A 16926-nucleotide genomic window follows, 5' to 3' on the forward strand; every position below is an offset into this window, starting at 1 on the left:
GGGTGAGTTGTCGTGTCGTGCTGGGTCAGCCCTTGAGCGCACCGCCGAGGCTGGACCGCAGCAGGTACCGCCGCAGCACGACGTAGAGGACGGCCGGCGGCACCATGTAGATCACCGCGCTGGCCGCGAGGACGCCCCAGTCCACCTGGTTGAACGCGCTGAAGGAGCGGAACAGCCCGATCGACAACGGGTACAGCTCGGGCGACTGGAGCAACACCAGCGGGGCGAGGAAGTCGCCCCACACCGCCATGAACGTCAGCATCGAGGCCGCGCCCAGGCCGGGGCCGGCCAGCGGAAGGACGACCGTGCGGATCGCGCCGAGCCGCGAGGTGCCGTCCATCCAGGCGGCCTCCTCGAGTTCGAACGGGATCCCGTCGATGGTTCCCTTCAACAGCCAGAGCGTCACCGGCAGCGCCGCGGCGGCCTCCACCAGGATCAGGCCCAGGTAGCTGTTGTCCAGGTGCATCTTGGTCATCATCAGGTAGAGCGCCACGATCGTCGCCGGCGCCGGGATCACCCGGATCAGCAGGATCGCGAACATGAAGATCTTGCGACCGCGGAACCGGAAGCGCGCCAACGCGTACCCGCCGAAGATGCCGCACGCCAGGTTGAGAGCCGTCGCCCCCACCGAGATGACGAGGCTGTTCACCAGCAGCCGTGGTGTGTCGGCACTGGTGAAGAAGCGGGCGAAGTTGTCCAGTGTGAACGACGGGGCCTTGACCGTCGGCCCGGCGTCGGCGTCCACCCCGCTCAACACCACCCAGGCGAACGGCACCAGGCAGAAGAGCGCGATCAGCGCGATCAACGTGTACTGCAGCGTGCGCCGTACCACCGTCATCGCCGGCAACCCCGGCCGTGCCGCGGCCATCAGACGTCGACCTTCGCGAGACGCACGTAGGTCAGGCCCAGGATGAGCAGGATCGCGAGCAGGATGACCGACGCGGCGCTGCCGAGCCCGATCTGGGAGTACTCGAACGCCCGCTGGTAGATGTAGATCGACGTCAGCTGCGTCGACGTACCAGGGCCGCCCTGGGTGAGGAAGTAGACCAGGCCGAACACGCCGACGGTGGTGATGGTGGTCAGCAGCAGGTAGAGGAAGACCGGACCGCGAATGAGCGGCAGGGTGATGTGCCGGAACACCTGGGGAGCGCTCGCGCCGTCGATGCGAGCCGCCTCGATCAGCTCGTTGGGGATGTCCTCCAGCGCCGCCTGGAACATGATCATGGCGAAGGCGATGCCGCGCCAGATGTTGACGATCACGAGGCAGAGCATCGGCGCCGACTGCAGCGCCGCCACCGGCCCCTCACCGACCAGCCCGAGCATGCGGTTCAGGGTGCCGTCGCCGCGTTGCGAGAGCACGCTGGCCCACGTCAGGGACGCCACGACCTCCGGAACGACCATCGGCAGCAGTACGGCGGCGCCGAACAGCCCCTTGCCGCGCATCCACTTTCGGCCCAGCAGCAGCGCGGCCGCCATGCCCAGTACGGTCTGGCCGACGATCGCGGAGCCGAGCACGAAGACACCGGTATGCCCCAACGATTCCAGGAAGTCGCCCGACCCCAGCAGGTACCGGAAGTTCTCCAGGCCCACGAACTTCGGGTCCCGGGCGCCGAACCCGAGCAACCGCGTGTTGGTGAGGCTCAGGTACACGCTGTAGCCGGCCGGCGCGATGACGAAGACCGCGATGAGCAGGACCGACGGACCCAGCAGCAGCGGCAGTAGGCCGCGCGGCCGGTGCCCTCGGCCCTGGCTCGCGATCGACGAACGAGCGGTCATCACTTGGCTACCAGGTCCGGCCCGAGCAGGTCGGCGGCGTTCTTCGCGAACGACGCGGCTGCCTGCGTACCGTTGGCCTTGCCGTCGAGGATGCTCTCGGTCGCGCGCTGTACGGCCTGCGAGACCTGGTCGGAGCCGTCACCCTGCGGCGGCAGGATGCTGGTCTTGAGCTTGTGCTCGGCGTCCAGCAGCGTTGGCTCGTTCTTGTAGGGTGCCAGGCCGGAGATCCCGGAGCGCGGTGAGGCCGCACCGGTCGTGGTGAGCTGCTGGGCGAGTGCCGTGCCGGAACTGAGCCACTCGCTGAGTGCGACCGCGGCATCGGCGTTCGCCGACTTCGCGTTCACCCCGTAGGCGAAGCCACCACCGCTGATCGAGTACGGCTTGGTGCCCGACACCAGCGCCGGATAGTTCCAGGTCGCGACCTTGTCCTGCACGCCGGCGATCGGCGCGGCCCCGTCCGGGCCCCAGTCGTACCGCCAGCCCCACGTGCCCTGCGCCGACACCGGCAGCGTCCCCTTCTTGAACGCGACGTACTTCGTCGGCTCCCAGGGGTTGGGGTTGAGCAGGTCCTGGACGGGGAGCAGGCCGTCCTTCTTCAGCTCGTAGTAGAGGTTGAACGTGGCGGTGAGTCCGGCGCTGTTCAGCTTCCACTTGCCGCTGCTCTTGTCGTAGAACGTGCTGCCGGTACCGCCGACGATGGGCAGGAAGCCCTCGCTCCAGGACCCGTCGCCCCACGCGGTGCCGCCCGGAATCACGATCGACGGCTTGCCCGTCTTGGCCGTGACCGACTTCAGCCGCGCGATCAGCTCGGCCCAGGTCGTGGGCTGGGCGGTCGAGACGCCCAGCTTCTGCAGGACGTCCTTGCGGTAGAAGATGCTCTGCACACTGGCTTCGTGCGGAAGGGAGTAGTAGTGGCCGTCCGACTGTTTGGCCGGCGCCTTGGCGGACGGGTAGTAGCTCGACCAGCCGGACCACTTGTTCAGGTAGTCGTCGAGTTCCAGCAGGTAGCCTGCTCCCGCCAGACCCGTCATCTGGTTGCCGCCGGTGTCGATCACGTCGGGGGCGGTACCCGAGTGGAACTCCTGGGTGATCTTGGTCTTGAACTGCGCGTCGGTGAGCTGGTCGGTGACCAGCTTGACCTTGACGTGCTTGCCCTTCGCCGCCATCGCGGCTTCGAACTTGGGGATGAGCTTCTTGGCGACATCCGCGCGAGCCTGCTGGTATTCGAGCAGCGTGATCGTTCCGCTGCCGCTGTCCGAACCCGACGAGCACGCGCTGAGCCCGCTGCCCGCAATCACGGCCGCCGCCACAGCGGCCACGACACGACTGCGCATGGTGCCACCTCTCCGCGCCCTCATTTTTCCAACGGATGGGGATAAGATGGCGGCCATGCTAGGCACACTCACCAGCCGAAAGCAACCGTTCGACCCAACAAGACAGCAGGTAGTACGGACCTAGCGGGACAGCCGCACCGTCGTTTCTGGCCACTGCCCCGGTGGTCAATTTATCGATCGGCTTGATGAAAGCCGCGCTCCGGCCGGAGGAACCAGCCGTGCACCGAGGAAGCAACCAGCTCCAGCTCGCCGACTTCAACCAGGCCGTCGTGCTGGACGCGATCCGCAGCACGCCCGGCGTCAGCCGCGCCGGCGTGCAACGCGCGTCGGGGTTGAGTTCCCAGACGATCTCGAACATCACCCGACGGTTGATCGACGATCGCCTGATCCGGGAAAGCTCCCCCGGCGCCGGAGCGCGCGGCCGGCCGAGCATCCCGCTCACCGTCAACCCCGACGGCGCGTTCTCGGTCGGGGTGCACATCGATCCGGCACGCCTGACCATCGTGCTGCTCGACCTCAGCGGCAAGGTGCGCCGCAAGCAGCAACTGCGAACGCCCCAGGCGACCAACCCGACGGAGGTCACGACGCTGCTGGCAGACCAGGCCGCATCCCTCGTGCGGCGTGCCGGCGTGGATCGGGATCGCGTCCTCGGGCTCGGACTGGCCGCGCCCGGACCCCTCGACGTCCAGGCCGGCGTCGTCCTCGACCCGCCGCAGCTGCCCAACTGGCGCAACGTCCAGCTGCGCTCCGACCTGCACGAAGCGACGAACCTGCCAGTACTGCTGGACAAGGACGTGACGGCCGCGGCCACCGCCGAGCTGCGGTCGTCACGCGGTACCGCGACCGACTTCGTCTTCCTCTACCTCGGTTCGGGGGTCGGCGCGGCCGTCGTCGCCGACAACCAGGTCCTGCGCGGTACGACGAACAACATCGGCGAAATCGGCGACATCATCGTCGATCCGAACGCGGAACCCCTCGACGGCTTCTCCCGGCGCGGCGGGCTCGCCGCGGCGTGCGTCCCCGAGGCGCTCGTCATCCAGGCCGCCCGGCTGGGCCTGCTGCCGCTGCCCGACCTCAACGACTACCTGGCGATCGACGACTCCTGTACCGAGCTGTGCACCCTCGCCTCGTCGGGCCACGGTGGCGCCGCCCGCATCCTGGCCCGCGCGGCGCGCGGGGTCGCTGTCGGGTTGGGGGTACTGGTGAACCTCCTGGACGTGCCGAGGGTCATCGTCGGCGGTCCGCTCTGGAACCGGCTGAGCGAAACGTTCCTGCCCGTGCTGCCGCGGCTCGTCACGCAGGAGCTGGTGGCCACCCACGACGGTCTCGTCGTTCAGGGCTCGGCCGTCGGGGAACACGTGGCGGCCCAAGGCGCGGCGGAACTCATCATGGACCACTTCCTCGCGCCCCGGCACTCGGCGCTGATGGTCGGTTAGCAGAGCCGGCGTAGTCGCGGCCGAATAACACCGTTGCCCGCGGGCGGGGCGCGGGGGGCCTTCGACCAACCGCGCGCCGGTGTCCCAAAACCCGCGGCGGTGCGGTGCGGTCCCACGGATGCGCGGTCGATGCCCGGTCGGGGCGAGCCGGGCGATCGGTGCGCTGCCGCGCAGCAGCGCAGTGGTGGGCACGTTCTCGCCCATCGGGTGATGTCGGTGGGGCTCGGTAGGGTTGGGGCCCGCCCGCGGCCGGTCTCGTGGCCGCCGGCCCAGGGGCCGGTCGGCGTGGCGGAGACCTTCACACGGGCTCGACCGAGGGAGGGGGCGGCGGGTGCTCGCGTTGCACGGCCTGTGGACGCTGGACCGCCGCCTGGCGCTGTGGGCGGAGGACGCCCGGCTGCTCGGCCGGTCCGCAGCAGAGGACGCCCGGCTGCTCGGGTCCGCGGCGGCGGACGACCCGGCGCGGGTGGCGCTGCCGCCGCATCCCTACGCCTGCCCGGCGCCAGCGCTGGCCGAGCTGCTCTCCGCCGTCGGCCCCGGGCTGGAATGGCTCACGGGCCGGGCGCGGTACGGGCAGGTGACCCTGCAGATGCCGGTGTGCGGTGGGGAGCCGGTGCCGTCTCCGGAGCTGAGCACGCTGGGCGCGGGTGCACCGGCGGCCGGACCGCCGGAGCGGGGGCTGGTCCGGTTCGGGGTGCCGGCGTTGCTGTTCGACCCGGCCGAGGCGGCCCAGCTTCTCGGTGAGCTGTCCGCGCCGGGCTCGGCGGTCCTGCCCACCGAGTCGCCGCCAGGCACCCCGGTCGAGCTGCCCTGCGGTACCTCGCTGCTGTGGCTGATCCTGGTGCACGATCTGGCGTGGCGGGTCGCCGGCCGCGGTCGAGTCCTGCCGACCGTACGGACCGAGGACGCGGCACCGGCCGCCCGCTGGGAGCCGGTCGCCGACGCGGTGATCTGGTCCGAGATCCGCCGGCTCACGGCCAGCTGCCCGCCTGTCTGCCGCGCCGAATGGGCGGCGGCGCAGCCGGACGGGCGGGCACCGGCCGAGCTGCTCACCGACATGCTGAACTGCCTGGTCGACCGCGAGGTCCGCGCCGCCCTGCGAGACCAGCCACGGCCGGTCCCTGCCAGTGCCGGACGCGGCGGTACCGCACCAGCCAGCGCCGCGCCCGACGCCGTCGAGCAGGGCGGTACCCGGCTCGACAGCGCCGGACCCGACGGCACTGGGCAAGGCGGTACCGGCGACGGTCCCCCGAGCGGCGCCGGACGGGGCAGCGCCGGTCGGGGCGGCGCTCGCTCGAGTGACGGCGGGCGGGGTCGTAGCGCAACCGACGGTACCGGCGAGGTCTGGTTGCGGGCGCTCGTCTCGGCCGATGGGCGCATCGACGGCGCCGACCCGGACGAGCTGGCGGCGCTGCGGCAGGCGCTCGCGGGCTGGCGCCGGTCGGGTGCGTCGGCGGGCGGGCCGCTGCGGCTGTGCTTCCGGCTGGCCGAGCCGGTCGGTCTGGACCCGGACGACCCGTCGGGGTCGACGACCCGGGAGGACTGGCGGCTCGACGTGCTGGTGCAGGCCGTCGACGAGCCTTCGCTGCTGGTGCAGGCGGACGAGGTCTGGTCGGCGGGTCCGGGCCTGCGGGCGCTGCGCCGGCACGTGCACCGGCCGCAGGAGGTGCTGCTGGCCGAACTCGCGCGGGCCGCCCAGCACTACCCGGTGCTGCGCGACGTGTCGTGGCCGGCGCCGCGCGGCGTGGTGACGCTGGACCGTACCGGTGCGCACGCGTTCCTGCGTGAGGTCGCGCCGCGGCTGGCCACGGCCGGGTTCGGGGTGTTGTTGCCGGCCTGGTGGCGGCAACCGCAGCGGTTGGGGCTGAGCCTGACCACCCGCGCGCAGCAGCCGAGCGAGGGGCAGTCGCGACTGCTGGACCGTGACGCGGTCGTCGGGTTCCGCTGGCAGGTGGCGATCGGCGGTACCCCGCTGTCCGAGGACGAGCTGCGGATGCTGGCCGCCGCGAAGACGCCGCTGGTGCGGCTGCACGGGCAGTGGCTGGCGGCCGACCCGGAGCAGATCGCCGCCGCCGCGGCCTTCCTGGCGCGCGCCGGCAGCGGCACCATGGCCAGCGGTGAGGTGCTGCGGCTGGCGGTCGAACCGGACGCCGAGGTGGCCGGGTTGCCGGTGACCGGTGTCGACACCGACGGCGCCCTCGCCGTCGTCTTGGCCGGCGCGGACGAGCACGCCGCCGCGCTGACCGGCGTCAACCAGCACACCGCCGCCCTGGCCGGTCCGGACGAGCAGTCGGACACCTCGGCCGGCGCCGACGAGCAGGTGGCGGTGCCGGCGAGCTTCCGGGCCTCGCTGCGGCCCTACCAGCGGCGCGGGGTGTCCTGGTTGGCACTGATGTCGCGGCTGGGGGTCGGCGCGGTGCTGGCCGACGACATGGGGCTGGGTAAGACGGTTCAGGTCCTCGCGCTGCTGGCCGCGGAGCGGGCGGCAGCCGCGACCGGCGAGCACACTGACCACGTCGAAGCGCAGCGGGCCGCGGCCGATGCCGGCGCAAGCGAGCCCACCCTGCTGGTCTGCCCGATGTCGCTGGTGGGCAACTGGCAGCGGGAGGCGGCCCGGTTCGCCCCGGATCTCGTGGTGCACGTGCACCACGGCGGGCAGCGGTTGGACGGCGCCGAGCTGGCCGCCACGGCCCGCGCCTCCGATCTGGTGATCACCACGTACGGCATCGCCCAGCGCGACGCGCGGCTGCTGCGCACGGTCGACTGGCGGCGGATCGTGCTCGACGAGGCGCAGTACATCAAGAACGCGGCCACCCGGCAGTCGGCCGCGATCCGCGGCCTGCCGGCGCGGCACCGGATCGCGCTGACCGGTACGCCGGTGGAGAACCGGCTCACCGACCTGCACGCCATCCTGGATTTCGCCAACCCCGGCCTGTTCGGTTCCCGGGCCGCGTTCCGGGAACGCTACGCCATCCCGATCGAACGGTTCGGCAACGAGCAGGCCGCGGCGGCGTTCCGGCGCCGGATCGCACCGTTCGTGCTGCGCCGACTCAAGGCCGAGCCGGCCGTCGCCGCCGAGCTGCCGGCGAAGGTGGAGATGACGGTGTCCTGCACGCTCACCGCCGAGCAGGCGACGCTGTACCAGGCGGTGGTGGACGACATGCTGGCCCGGATGCGCGGCACGAAGGGCATCCGGCGCCGGGGTCTGGTGCTGTCCACGCTGACCCGGCTCAAACAGATCTGCAACCATCCGGCGCACTTCCTGCAGGACGGCTCGGCGTTCGCGGGTCGTTCCGGCAAGCTGGCGCGGCTGGAGGAGATCCTGCGCACCGTGCTGGCCAACGACGAGCGCGCGCTGGTGTTCACCCAGTACGCCCGGTTCGGCACGCTGTTGCAGCGGCATCTGCTCAGCCGACTGCCCGACGACGTGCTGTACCTGCACGGCGGTACCCCGGCGCCCCGCCGGCAGGAGATCGTCGAACGGTTCCAGCGACCGGACGGCCCATCGGTACTGCTGCTGTCGGTCAAGGCAGGCGGCACCGGGTTGAACCTCACCGCCGCCAACCACGTCATCCACGTGGATCGCTGGTGGAACCCGGCCGTGGAGGAACAGGCGAGCGACCGGGCGTTCCGCATCGGGCAGCGCAGGAACGTGCAGGTCCGGAAGCTGGTCTGCGCCGGCACCGTCGAGGAGCGCATCGACGCGCTGATCGACGGCAAGCGGGCGCTCGCCCGCGCGGCGGTCGGCGCCGACGACGGCTGGCTGACCGACCTGTCCACCGAGCAGCTGCGCGAGCTGGTCACGTTGTCCGCGGAGGCGATCGGTGAGTAGCGGCAACGGTGGAGCCGGCCACTGGTCCGGCCGGTTCCTCGACCGAGCCGGGTTGGCCGGACCGCCCGACGGGCCGGACCGGGTGGCGGCACTGCACCTGACCGCCGGATCGGTGGCGGCCGAGGTGCACGGCTCGCACCCGCGGCCGTACCAGGTGCTGGTGGAGATTCCCGTCTTCACTCCGGTGCAGTGGAAACGCGTGGAGCGGGCGCTGGCCGCCGACGCCACGGCCGGCCCACAGCTGCTGGCCGGCAGCGTGCCGCACCACGTCGAGTCCATCGTGGACGCGGTCGGCCTGGCGCTGCTGCCAGAGCGCCCCGAACTGGAGCTGGAATGCTCCTGTCCACAGTGGTCGGTGCCGTGCCGGCACCTGATCGCCGTGCTGCACGAGGTGGCGCGCTCGTTCGACGACGACCCGCTGCTGATGCTGCTCTGGCGTGGCCGGCGGTACGAGCGGTTGCGCCGGCGACTACAGGCGCTGACCGCGGACCAGCCTGCGGCCGGCGCGGCGCCGGCGGAGCGGGAGCCGACCCGCACGCCGGTCCCGCTGACCCGTTCCCCGCGCACCTACTGGCTGGGCGAGCATCCCGAACAGCTGGCCTGGCCGGAGGACCACCCGCCGCAGGATCCGGATCCGGCGCCGCGCCACCTCGACACCCCGGACATCGTCATCGGCCGCCGGAACCTCACGGAGCTGCTGCAGCCGCTGTACGACACCCTCACCTCCTGGTAGCTGTCGGCGCCGGGCGTCGTCCAGCGACCCCGCGGCCGGACCAGTGTCGGCGAAGGGCTTCTCGTGCAGCGGCGGTCACGGGGAGCGGACCAGGGCGCGTGCCAACTCCGTTGCCTGCTGCAGGGTTTCGGTGGGGAGCGGCTGCGTGGCAAGGGCACCCTCGTGCAGCACCAGCAGCCGGGTGGCCAGGGTGGCGGGGGCCGGGCAGCCGGCTTCGGTGGCGAGTTCCTCGAACAGGTTCAGCAGCCAGAGCTTCTCGTCCTCGGCGATCCGGTATGCGGGGTGGGCCGGATCCGGGAGTTCGGCCATCGCGTTGATGAACGCGCAGCCCCGGGCGCTGGTCCGGGTCCAGGTGCGCAGCGCTTCGAAGGGGGCGGTGACGGCCTCGACGGGATCCTCGCAGGCCGCGACGGCGGCGCGGACCAGGTCTCGCCAGCGCCGGTCGCGTTGGGCCAGGTAGGCGGCCACCAGCCGGTCCTTCGAACCGAACTGGTTGTAGAGGGTTCGTTTGGTCACGCCGGAGTGCTCGGCGATCAGGTCCACCCCGACGGCGGTGATGCCGCGCTCGTAGAACAGTTCTTCCGCGCTGGCCACGATGCGGCGCCCGGCCGGAGTCAGCGGCGGCGTCTGCTGCACGAGCACTCCTTCACAGATCGGTGTACCGTGGTTCGGGTTCACAGATCAGTATACCTAGGGGGTCAGGCGTGAGCGCGTCCTCGACCATGCGAGCAGTGCGGATCATCGAACACGGCGGGCCGGAGGTCCTCCGCACGACGGAGGTGGCCGTGCCGGTCCCCCGGGCCGGCGAGGTGCTGGTGCGGGTCGCCGCGGTGGCCCTCAACAACACGGACCTGTGGACCCGGGAGGGCGCGTACGGTCGCCCGGGTGAGCCCGCCGCCCGGTCCGGCTGGCGCGGGCCGATCGCCTTCCCCCGCACCCAGGGCGCCGACGTGGCCGGTCGAGTTGCCGCGGTCGGCCCCGGCGTGCCGGGAAGCCTGGTCGGGCGCCGGGTGGTCGTCGATCCGGCGATCTACGCGGGTGAGGGGCCGGACGCGAACCCGGTGGGCCTGATGGGCAGCGAGCGCGACGGCGGGTACGCCGAGTACGTCACGGCGCCCGCGCAGCAGGTCCATGACGTGACGGAGTCCCCACTCACCGACGACCAGCTCGCGACACTGCCGACCGCCTACGGGACGGCACTGGGGATGATCGAGCGCGGCCGGCTTCGCGACGGCGAGACCGCCCTGATCTCCGGGGCGTCCGGCGGTGTGGGCATCGCGCTGGTCCAACTCGCCCAGGCCCGCGGAGCACGAGTGGTTGCCATCAGCAGCGGCGCCAAGATCGGCGTACTGCGCGAAGCCGGGGTACGGCACGTCGTCGACCGGGCGGCGGACGTGGCCGAGCAGGTTCGTGCCGCCGCCCCCGACGGCGTCGACGTGGTGCTCGACGTGGTCGCCGGCGATCTGCTCAGCGACGGGCTGCCGCTGATGCGGGAGGGCGGCCGGTGGGTGGTCGCCGGTGCACTGGGTGGATACGGCGTGGCCTTCGACGTGCGCCGGCTGTACCTGCACAACGCGCAGGTCATCGGATCGGCGATGCACACGCGCACCCACTTCGCACTGCTCATGGAGCTGGCCCGGCGCGGCGCGATCCGGCCCGTCGTCGCCGCGACGTTCCCCCTGCAACAGGCGGCTCGGGCGCAGGAACAGCTCGCCCGCCGACGCCACGTCGGCAAGATCGTCCTGCACCCCGGACAGGCATCCACACCGGCAGCGGCTCCGGTGGACCGCGGTCGCCGCTGAACCACCCAGCGGACGCACCGCGGGCAACGATCCCGTACCGGCGCAGCCCGGCCACCGCACCGGCCGGGCCGCCGATGACCATCCGCCCGATGTGTCGCGACCGCTGTCTGCGGGAAAGTATCGGGCATGACCTTCAGCGGGGAGATCTCCCGGCGGCTGGTGCTGGGACCGGTGTTGCGATGCGCCACGGACGACACGGCGAGTATCTGGGTGGAGACCGACTCCCCGGCGCGGGTCGAGGTCCGCGCCGGGGACGTCAGCGCGCACGCGGACACCTTCACCGCCTTCGGGCATCACTACGCGCTCGTCGTAGCGTCGGGCCTGGGACCCGGCGCCGACCTGCCGTACTCGGTGCGGCTCGACGGTGAGCGGGTCTGGCCGCCGCGGCGCGGCGAGTACCCGCCGAGCCGGCTGCGCACCCGGGGCGGGCCGCCCGCGACGGTGCGGGTGATGTTCGGCTCCTGCCGGGAGGCCTCCCCCTACACCGACGACGGGTTCCCGCCGGATGCGCTGGACACCTTCGCCCGCACGCTGGCCAGGGGCGACGCCGCGGTACCGGATCTCCTGTTGCTGCTGGGCGACCAGGTGTACGCGGACGAGATCTCCGCCGACACCCAGCGGTACCTGCGCGACCGGCGCGAGCATGGTGACGGCCCGTCGGACGCGCCGACCGACCAGGCCGCCGACTTCGAGGAGTACACGAGGCTCTACCACGAGTCGTGGACCGATCCGGAGATCCGCTGGCTGCTGTCCACCGTGCCGTCCGCGATGATCTTCGACGACCACGAGATCGTGGACGACTGGAACACCTCGGCCGCCTGGCGCGCACGGATCCACGCCACCACCTGGTGGCGCCGCCGCATCGTCGGCGGGCTCGCCTCGTACTGGGTGTACCAGCAGCTGGGCAACCTCACCCCGGACCAGCTGGCCAGCGACGAGACGGCCCGCGAGGTGTTGACCGGCGGCGACGCGTCGGCGGCACTGGCCCGCCTCGCCATCGTCAGCGACCGCGCCACCGATCCGGCCACACCGACGGTCGGCCCGAGCTGGAGCTACCGCATCGACCTGGCCCGTACCCGGGTGTTGGTGCTGGACAACCGCAGCGGCCGGGTGCTCACACCGGGCCGGCGGCAGATGCTCTCCCCCACCGACTGGGACTGGCTCACCGAGCAGGTGCGCGGCGACTACGACCACCTGATCGTCGGCGCGTCGCTACCGTGGCTGTTGCCGCCGGCCATCCACGACCTGGAGACCGCCGACGAGAAGCTCGCCGACTCGCCCCGGGCGCTGGTCGCGGCCGGGGCGGAACGGGTGCGCCAGGTCGCCGACATGGAGCACTGGGCCGCCTTCCGGGACTCCTTCGAACGGTTCGGCGAGCTGCTGCGCGACGTCTCCGCCGGGAGGTGCACGCCGCGGCCGCCGGCCAGCATCAGCGTGCTGTCCGGCGACGTGCACCACAGCTACGTCGCCGCCGCCGACCTCGGCCCCGACCAGCGAAGCCGGGTGTACCAGCTGACCTGTTCGCCGACCCACAACCAGGCTCCGCCGGAGATGAAGATCGGCTTCCGGATCGGCTGGAGCCGCGCCGCCGCCGGGATCGCCGCGGGCATCGCCCGGCTGGCCCGGGTACCGCGGCCGGGGCCACGCTGGCGCAAGCTCGCCGGCCCGTACTTCTCCAACGCCGTCGGGACACTGGAGCTGCGGGCCCGGTCGGCCCGGGTCCGGTTGGACGGCACGGCACGAGACGCCGCGGGTCGCCCGGTGCTGCAACCGCTGGCCCAGGTGCCGCTGGCCTGGCGCGGCGGCGGTCAGGCGGTGCGGCGGATCCGGCCGGCGTAGCGCTGTTCCAGCGCCTGGTTGTGCTCGTCGCCACCGGGCACGTTCGCGGACAGGTAGATCGGCGGCTGCTCACCGGCGTCGAGCAGCCGACGCACCACCTCGGTGGTGATCATCTGGGCCAGCATCGCCGCGGTCAGCGACGACACGGCGCCGACCGCACCGCCGCCGGGCAGCGGCAGTACCGCGTCACCGAAGGGGGCGCCGTTGTCGAGCACCACGTCGGCGACCTCCGACAGCCGCTGCCCGGACGGGTGCCGCGGCTCGGCCTTGGCCGTGTGGTCCAGCGAGGTGATCGCGATCAGCTTGTGCCCGCGCTGCTTGACGGTACGGGCCAGTTCCACCGTCGAGCCGTTGATGCCGGAGCTGGAGGCGATCACGAACACGTCGCTGGGCTGGATGTTCGCCAGTTCCAGGACGCGGTGCGCGATGGCCGGGTCACGCTCCAGCAGCGGGTCGGACAGCACCGACGGCGGCTGCCCGCCGAACACGACCACGTCGCGCAGCGCGAGCTTGTTGGTCGGCACCAGCCCACCGGCGCGGCCGGCGATCTCCATCGCCAGCGCCTCGGAGTGGCCGCTGCCGAACGCCTGGATCACGCCGCCGTCGCGCAGGCTCGCCACGATCAGGTCCGCCGCCTGCCCCACCGCGTCGGCCTGGCTGTCGATCACCCGGTCCAGCACCGTGCGGGCGGCAGCCGCGTAGACCGCACCATCCACCGTCATTCGGTCCTCACCCTTTGCTCTCGTTCGCGCCGGCGGCGCCGCGCCAGGGGCGCCGCACCGCTCTGCAGGGTCGGGCACAACGCGCAACCGTGACGTCAGGTACGCGAATGTCCCGCATTTCGATCAATTCTCGTCAGGCACCACACGTATCATGCACGATTGTCGTACCCGCTCGACCCGGGAGCACCGATGCGGCTGGCCCTCGGCCTGGACATGGGCGGTACCGCGACCCGCGCGGTGCTCGCCGCCGAGTCCGGTGTCGTGCTCGGTACCGGGGCGGCCGGTCCCGGCAACCCGTTCGCGCACGCACCCGAGGGCGCGGCCGGCGCGTTGCGCGAGGCCGTGCGCGCGGCGCTGGGCGACCACGATCCCGCCGCGGTGGGCCTGGGGGTGCTCGGCGTGGCCGGCGGCAACGTGCTCACCGTCCCGGCCGTCGGCGACACGTTCCGCCGAGCCTGGGGCGATCTTGGCCTGCGCTGCCCGATGCGCGTCGTCAGCGACGTGGAGGTCGCCTACGCAGCGGGCACCGCCGAACCCGACGGCACGATCCTGATCGCCGGCACCGGTACCGCGGCAGGCCGCATCACCGGTCACCGGATGACCCGCGCGTTCGCCGGGTACGGCTGGCTGCTCGGCGACGAGGGCGCCGGGTTCTGGCTCGGCCGGGAAGCGGTCCGGGCGCTGCTCATGGTCACCGACGGCCTGCGGCCACCCGGCATGCTCACCGACCTGGTTGCCGCCCAGCTGCCCGTCGACCCGGCGAACCCGGGCAGCGACACCGAACGCACCGTCAGCGCGGTCGACCACGCCCATCCGCTGCGCCTCGCCCGGCTGGCGTCGCTGGTCAGTACCGCCGCCGAGGCCGGTGACCCGGTCGCGGAAGACATCGTGGAGCGCGCCGGCCGGCATCTGTTCACGCTGGCCACCGCGGCGTACGGGGGCGGCCCGCTGGTGCTGTCCGGCAGCGTGATCCGGCCCGCCACGCCGGTCGGTGCACAGTTGCGCCGGCGGCTGGCCGGCTGGTCGCCCGGTCCGCACCAGTCGGCGCCGCGGGTACTGACCGCCGGCAGCGGTGCGGCCGGGGCTGCCTGGCTCGCCACCGCCGCGCTGCCCGGCATCACCGACCCGGCCGCGCTGCACCGCTCGATCGTCGGTACGGCGGACGAGTGGCCGGCCGCCGCATCGCCGCGGTGAGCCCGACGCGGGGAGGCTTTACTGGGCGGCGCGGTTGGGTTCGTGGGATGCGCCCACGAGTGCGGCACGGCGGTCGGCATGGTCGGCGGTCACCGTTCGAGCCAGTGCCGGAGCCGGGGTTTGCGGAGCCTGCGTCGTGCCCGGGGTAGCCGGGCGAGCAGGTCACGGGCGGCGGCATTGCGGTCGGCGACGAGGATCCCGTAGCTGAAGGCGTTCTCGCCGGCCAGGTGCGCTCGCATCCCGTGGTCACGCAGCAGGTCGGCGGTAAGCCACGCGTCGTGCAGATCGCCGAGCAGGTCCTGCATGACCCGCAGCCTGCGCACCAGCCTGCGGGCGGGGTGGCCAGCGGCGGGCAGCACGACCTCCAACGCGTACCGCGCCCGCTTGTACGCCTTGCGTGCCTCGTGCAGCGCCGTCTCGCCGGATGCCGCGGCGGCGACGGGTGCCCGCGGCGGGTGGCGCAACGCGGCGTCCAGCTTGCGGTCGGCGCGCCGCAGTGCCTTGGCGGCGCAGGCCGTCGCCTGCTGGTAGGAGATCGCGCGCGGCTCGGCGACGAGTTGATCCAGCCGATCGAGCAGCCCGGCGTACCGCTGGCTGGCGAGTGCGCGCAGCAGCCGGCTTCGGGCCTTCTCGGCGCCGCGGGCGACGCGTCGGCCGATCCGGTCGGCGACCGGACCGACGATCAGCTCCGGGTCCACCGCGTCGATCGCCGCCGCGAGGTTCGCCGACATCACGTCCGCGTCGCGAACCGCGCCCAGCCGCCGGCCCAGCCAGCCCAGCTCGGCCCTGAGCGGCTCGGTGGTTTCGCTGCGCAGCAACGGCCGGAAGGCACGCAGCGTGCACCGCAGCCGCCGGACCGCGATCCGCAGGTCGTGCACCGCGTCGGAATCACCGGCCCGCGCTCCCGGATCGTTGGCCACGAGCGCGTCCCGCTGCGCCGCCAGGTACTCCCCGATCAGCCGCCCGCCGACGGGTTCGCCGCGCTGCGTCGGGAGTGGCCGGTCGCGGAACCGCTCGGCCGACCCGGCCCGGGCACCGTTCGCGGCGGGCCGGGCACCGGCCGCGTCGAGACGGGCCTCCAGCACGTCGAGGAGGACCGGGACGCGATATGTGCGGATCGTCGCTGTGGTGATCATGGCTGTGAGCAGGTGGTCGAGCAACCACGACCGGTCTCGGCGTCGGGCCAACCGGTCAATTGCCCCTCCATCGTACGACCCGACGAGGTCGTTGTCTTGGCTCGACCCGGCCGATCGGTGCACGCTGCACGGGGGCGTCGGCACCGACCCCGGCCCACCACCAGGATCGGCTGGCTCAGCGCTACGCGAGTGCCCTTCTCGGCGCTACGATCTGGCTAACGGGTCCTTGCGGAGCGGACAGCCCCGCCAAGCCTGACATGAGGCAGGATCCGCGGGGAGCGCGGTTTGGCTGTCGTCGGCATCGTTGTCGGTGTGCTCATCGTCCTCGCGCTGTGGCTGGCTACCGGCGTGCGGATCGTCAAACAGTACGAGCGGGGCCTGGTCTTCCGGTTCGGCCGCCTCCGCTCGGCGGTGCGTGGTCCCGGCCTGGTGCTGTTCGCGCCGGTCCTGGACCGGCTGCGCAAGGTCAACATGCAGATCGTGACCATGCCGGTGCCTGCGCAGGAAGGCATCACCCGGGACAATGTGACCGTCCGGGTCGATGCCGTGGTCTATTTCAACGTGTTGGACCCGGCGCGGGCCATCATCAACGTGCAGGACTACCTGTTCGCCATCGAGCAGGTCGCGCAGACCTCGCTGCGCTCCATCATCGGCAAGAGCGAGCTCGACGATCTGCTGTCCAACCGGGACAAACTCAACCAGGGCCTGGAAGTCATGATCGACAACCCGGCGCTGGGCTGGGGAATCCACATCGACCGGGTCGAGATCAAGGACGTGGCGCTGCCGGAGACGATGAAGCGGTCGATGTCGCGCCAGGCCGAAGCCGAACGCGAACGCCGGGCCCGGGTCATCTCCGCCGACGGCGAACTCCAGGCATCCGAGAAACTCGCCCAGGCGGCACACGCCATGGCCGACACCCCCGGCGCGTTGCAGCTGCGGCTGCTGGAGACGGTGGTGGAGGTCGCCGCCGAGAAGAACTCCACCCTCGTTCTGCCGTTCCCCGTGGAACTGCTGCGGTTCGTGGAGAAGCTACCGGCCGGCGAGGTCGGCCGCCTTCGGGACACACTGGCCCGCCAGGCTCCCGCCACCGAGACGACGGTGGCCCACTGACGCTGCCCGCCT

13 protein-coding genes are annotated in these 16926 nt (G+C 72.3%); 7 read left to right on the forward strand and 6 right to left on the reverse strand.

Going from position 1 to position 16926, the window contains the following annotated elements; all coding sequences use genetic code 11:
* Window positions 1–25: 25 nt before the first annotated feature.
* The 3 genes from Athai_RS23360 to Athai_RS23370 are packed head-to-tail and all read right to left on the reverse strand — an operon-like array spanning window position 26 to window position 3110.
* Window positions 26–868 carry a carbohydrate ABC transporter permease gene (locus tag Athai_RS23360; protein ID WP_203963475.1) on the reverse strand — a complete coding sequence of 281 codons (843 nt, stop codon included), beginning with the start codon at window positions 866–868 and terminating at the stop codon, window positions 26–28.
* Window positions 868–1776, reverse strand: a complete 909-nt coding sequence (locus Athai_RS23365) for a carbohydrate ABC transporter permease (protein ID WP_203963476.1) — start codon at window positions 1774–1776, stop codon at window positions 868–870. Before Athai_RS23365 ends, Athai_RS23360 begins: the two co-directional genes overlap by 1 nt.
* A complete protein-coding gene (locus Athai_RS23370) occupies window positions 1776–3110 on the reverse strand; it encodes an extracellular solute-binding protein (RefSeq protein WP_203963477.1) in 1335 nt (444 codons plus the stop codon). Before Athai_RS23370 ends, Athai_RS23365 begins: the two co-directional genes overlap by 1 nt.
* A gap of 218 nt (window positions 3111–3328) precedes the next feature.
* On the opposite strand from Athai_RS23370, the gene Athai_RS23375 reads away from it, so the two are divergent.
* The 3 genes from Athai_RS23375 (at window position 3329) to Athai_RS23385 (ending at window position 9111) form a co-directional block, all read left to right on the forward strand.
* Window positions 3329–4546 (forward strand): ROK family transcriptional regulator, encoded by a 1218-nt coding sequence (locus Athai_RS23375; RefSeq protein WP_203963478.1) that lies wholly within the window; start codon window positions 3329–3331, stop codon window positions 4544–4546.
* A gap of 331 nt (window positions 4547–4877) precedes the next feature.
* Window positions 4878–8378 carry a DEAD/DEAH box helicase gene (locus Athai_RS23380; protein WP_203963479.1) on the forward strand — a complete coding sequence of 1167 codons (3501 nt, stop codon included), beginning with the start codon at window positions 4878–4880 and terminating at the stop codon, window positions 8376–8378.
* Complete coding sequence (locus Athai_RS23385; RefSeq protein ID WP_203963480.1) at window positions 8371–9111, forward strand: SWIM zinc finger family protein; 741 nt, start codon at window positions 8371–8373, stop codon at window positions 9109–9111. Before Athai_RS23380 ends, Athai_RS23385 begins: the two co-directional genes overlap by 8 nt.
* A gap of 75 nt (window positions 9112–9186) precedes the next feature.
* Here Athai_RS23385 and Athai_RS23390 read toward each other — a convergent pair whose 3' ends face one another.
* Window positions 9187–9747 (reverse strand): TetR/AcrR family transcriptional regulator, encoded by a 561-nt coding sequence (locus Athai_RS23390; protein WP_203963481.1) that lies wholly within the window; start codon window positions 9745–9747, stop codon window positions 9187–9189.
* Window positions 9748–9896: 149 nt separating this feature from the next.
* Between Athai_RS23390 and Athai_RS23395 the strand changes: the two genes are divergently transcribed.
* On the forward strand, window positions 9897–10913 hold the full coding sequence (locus Athai_RS23395) for a zinc-binding dehydrogenase (RefSeq protein ID WP_239157117.1): 1017 nt from the start codon (window positions 9897–9899) through the stop codon (window positions 10911–10913).
* Between the two features lie 126 nt (window positions 10914–11039).
* Complete coding sequence (locus Athai_RS23400; protein ID WP_203963482.1) at window positions 11040–12752, forward strand: alkaline phosphatase D family protein; 1713 nt, start codon at window positions 11040–11042, stop codon at window positions 12750–12752.
* On the opposite strand, the gene Athai_RS23405 is transcribed toward Athai_RS23400, so the two are convergent.
* Window positions 12722–13474, reverse strand: coding sequence for a sugar isomerase domain-containing protein (locus tag Athai_RS23405; RefSeq protein ID WP_203963483.1), 753 nt, complete (start codon window positions 13472–13474; stop codon window positions 12722–12724). The genes Athai_RS23400 and Athai_RS23405 overlap by 31 nt on opposite strands.
* 159 nt (window positions 13475–13633) lie before the next feature.
* Here Athai_RS23405 and Athai_RS23410 point away from each other — a divergent pair, with 159 nt between their 5' ends.
* Window positions 13634–14668: an N-acetylglucosamine kinase gene (locus tag Athai_RS23410; RefSeq protein WP_203963484.1), complete on the forward strand. Its 1035-nt coding sequence runs from the start codon at window positions 13634–13636 to the stop codon at window positions 14666–14668.
* 89 nt (window positions 14669–14757) lie between these two features.
* Here Athai_RS23410 and Athai_RS23415 read toward each other — a convergent pair whose 3' ends face one another.
* Window positions 14758–15804, reverse strand: coding sequence for a CHAD domain-containing protein (locus Athai_RS23415; RefSeq protein ID WP_203963485.1), 1047 nt, complete (start codon window positions 15802–15804; stop codon window positions 14758–14760).
* 312 nt (window positions 15805–16116) lie between these two features.
* Here Athai_RS23415 and Athai_RS23420 point away from each other — a divergent pair, with 312 nt between their 5' ends.
* Window positions 16117–16914 carry a slipin family protein gene (locus tag Athai_RS23420; RefSeq protein WP_425544226.1) on the forward strand — a complete coding sequence of 266 codons (798 nt, stop codon included), beginning with the start codon at window positions 16117–16119 and terminating at the stop codon, window positions 16912–16914.
* Window positions 16915–16926: the final 12 nt, after the last annotated feature.

The sequence above is a fragment of the Actinocatenispora thailandica genome (assembly GCF_016865425.1).
In the GTDB taxonomy this organism is placed as follows: Bacteria; Actinomycetota; Actinomycetes; order Mycobacteriales; family Micromonosporaceae; genus Actinocatenispora; species Actinocatenispora thailandica.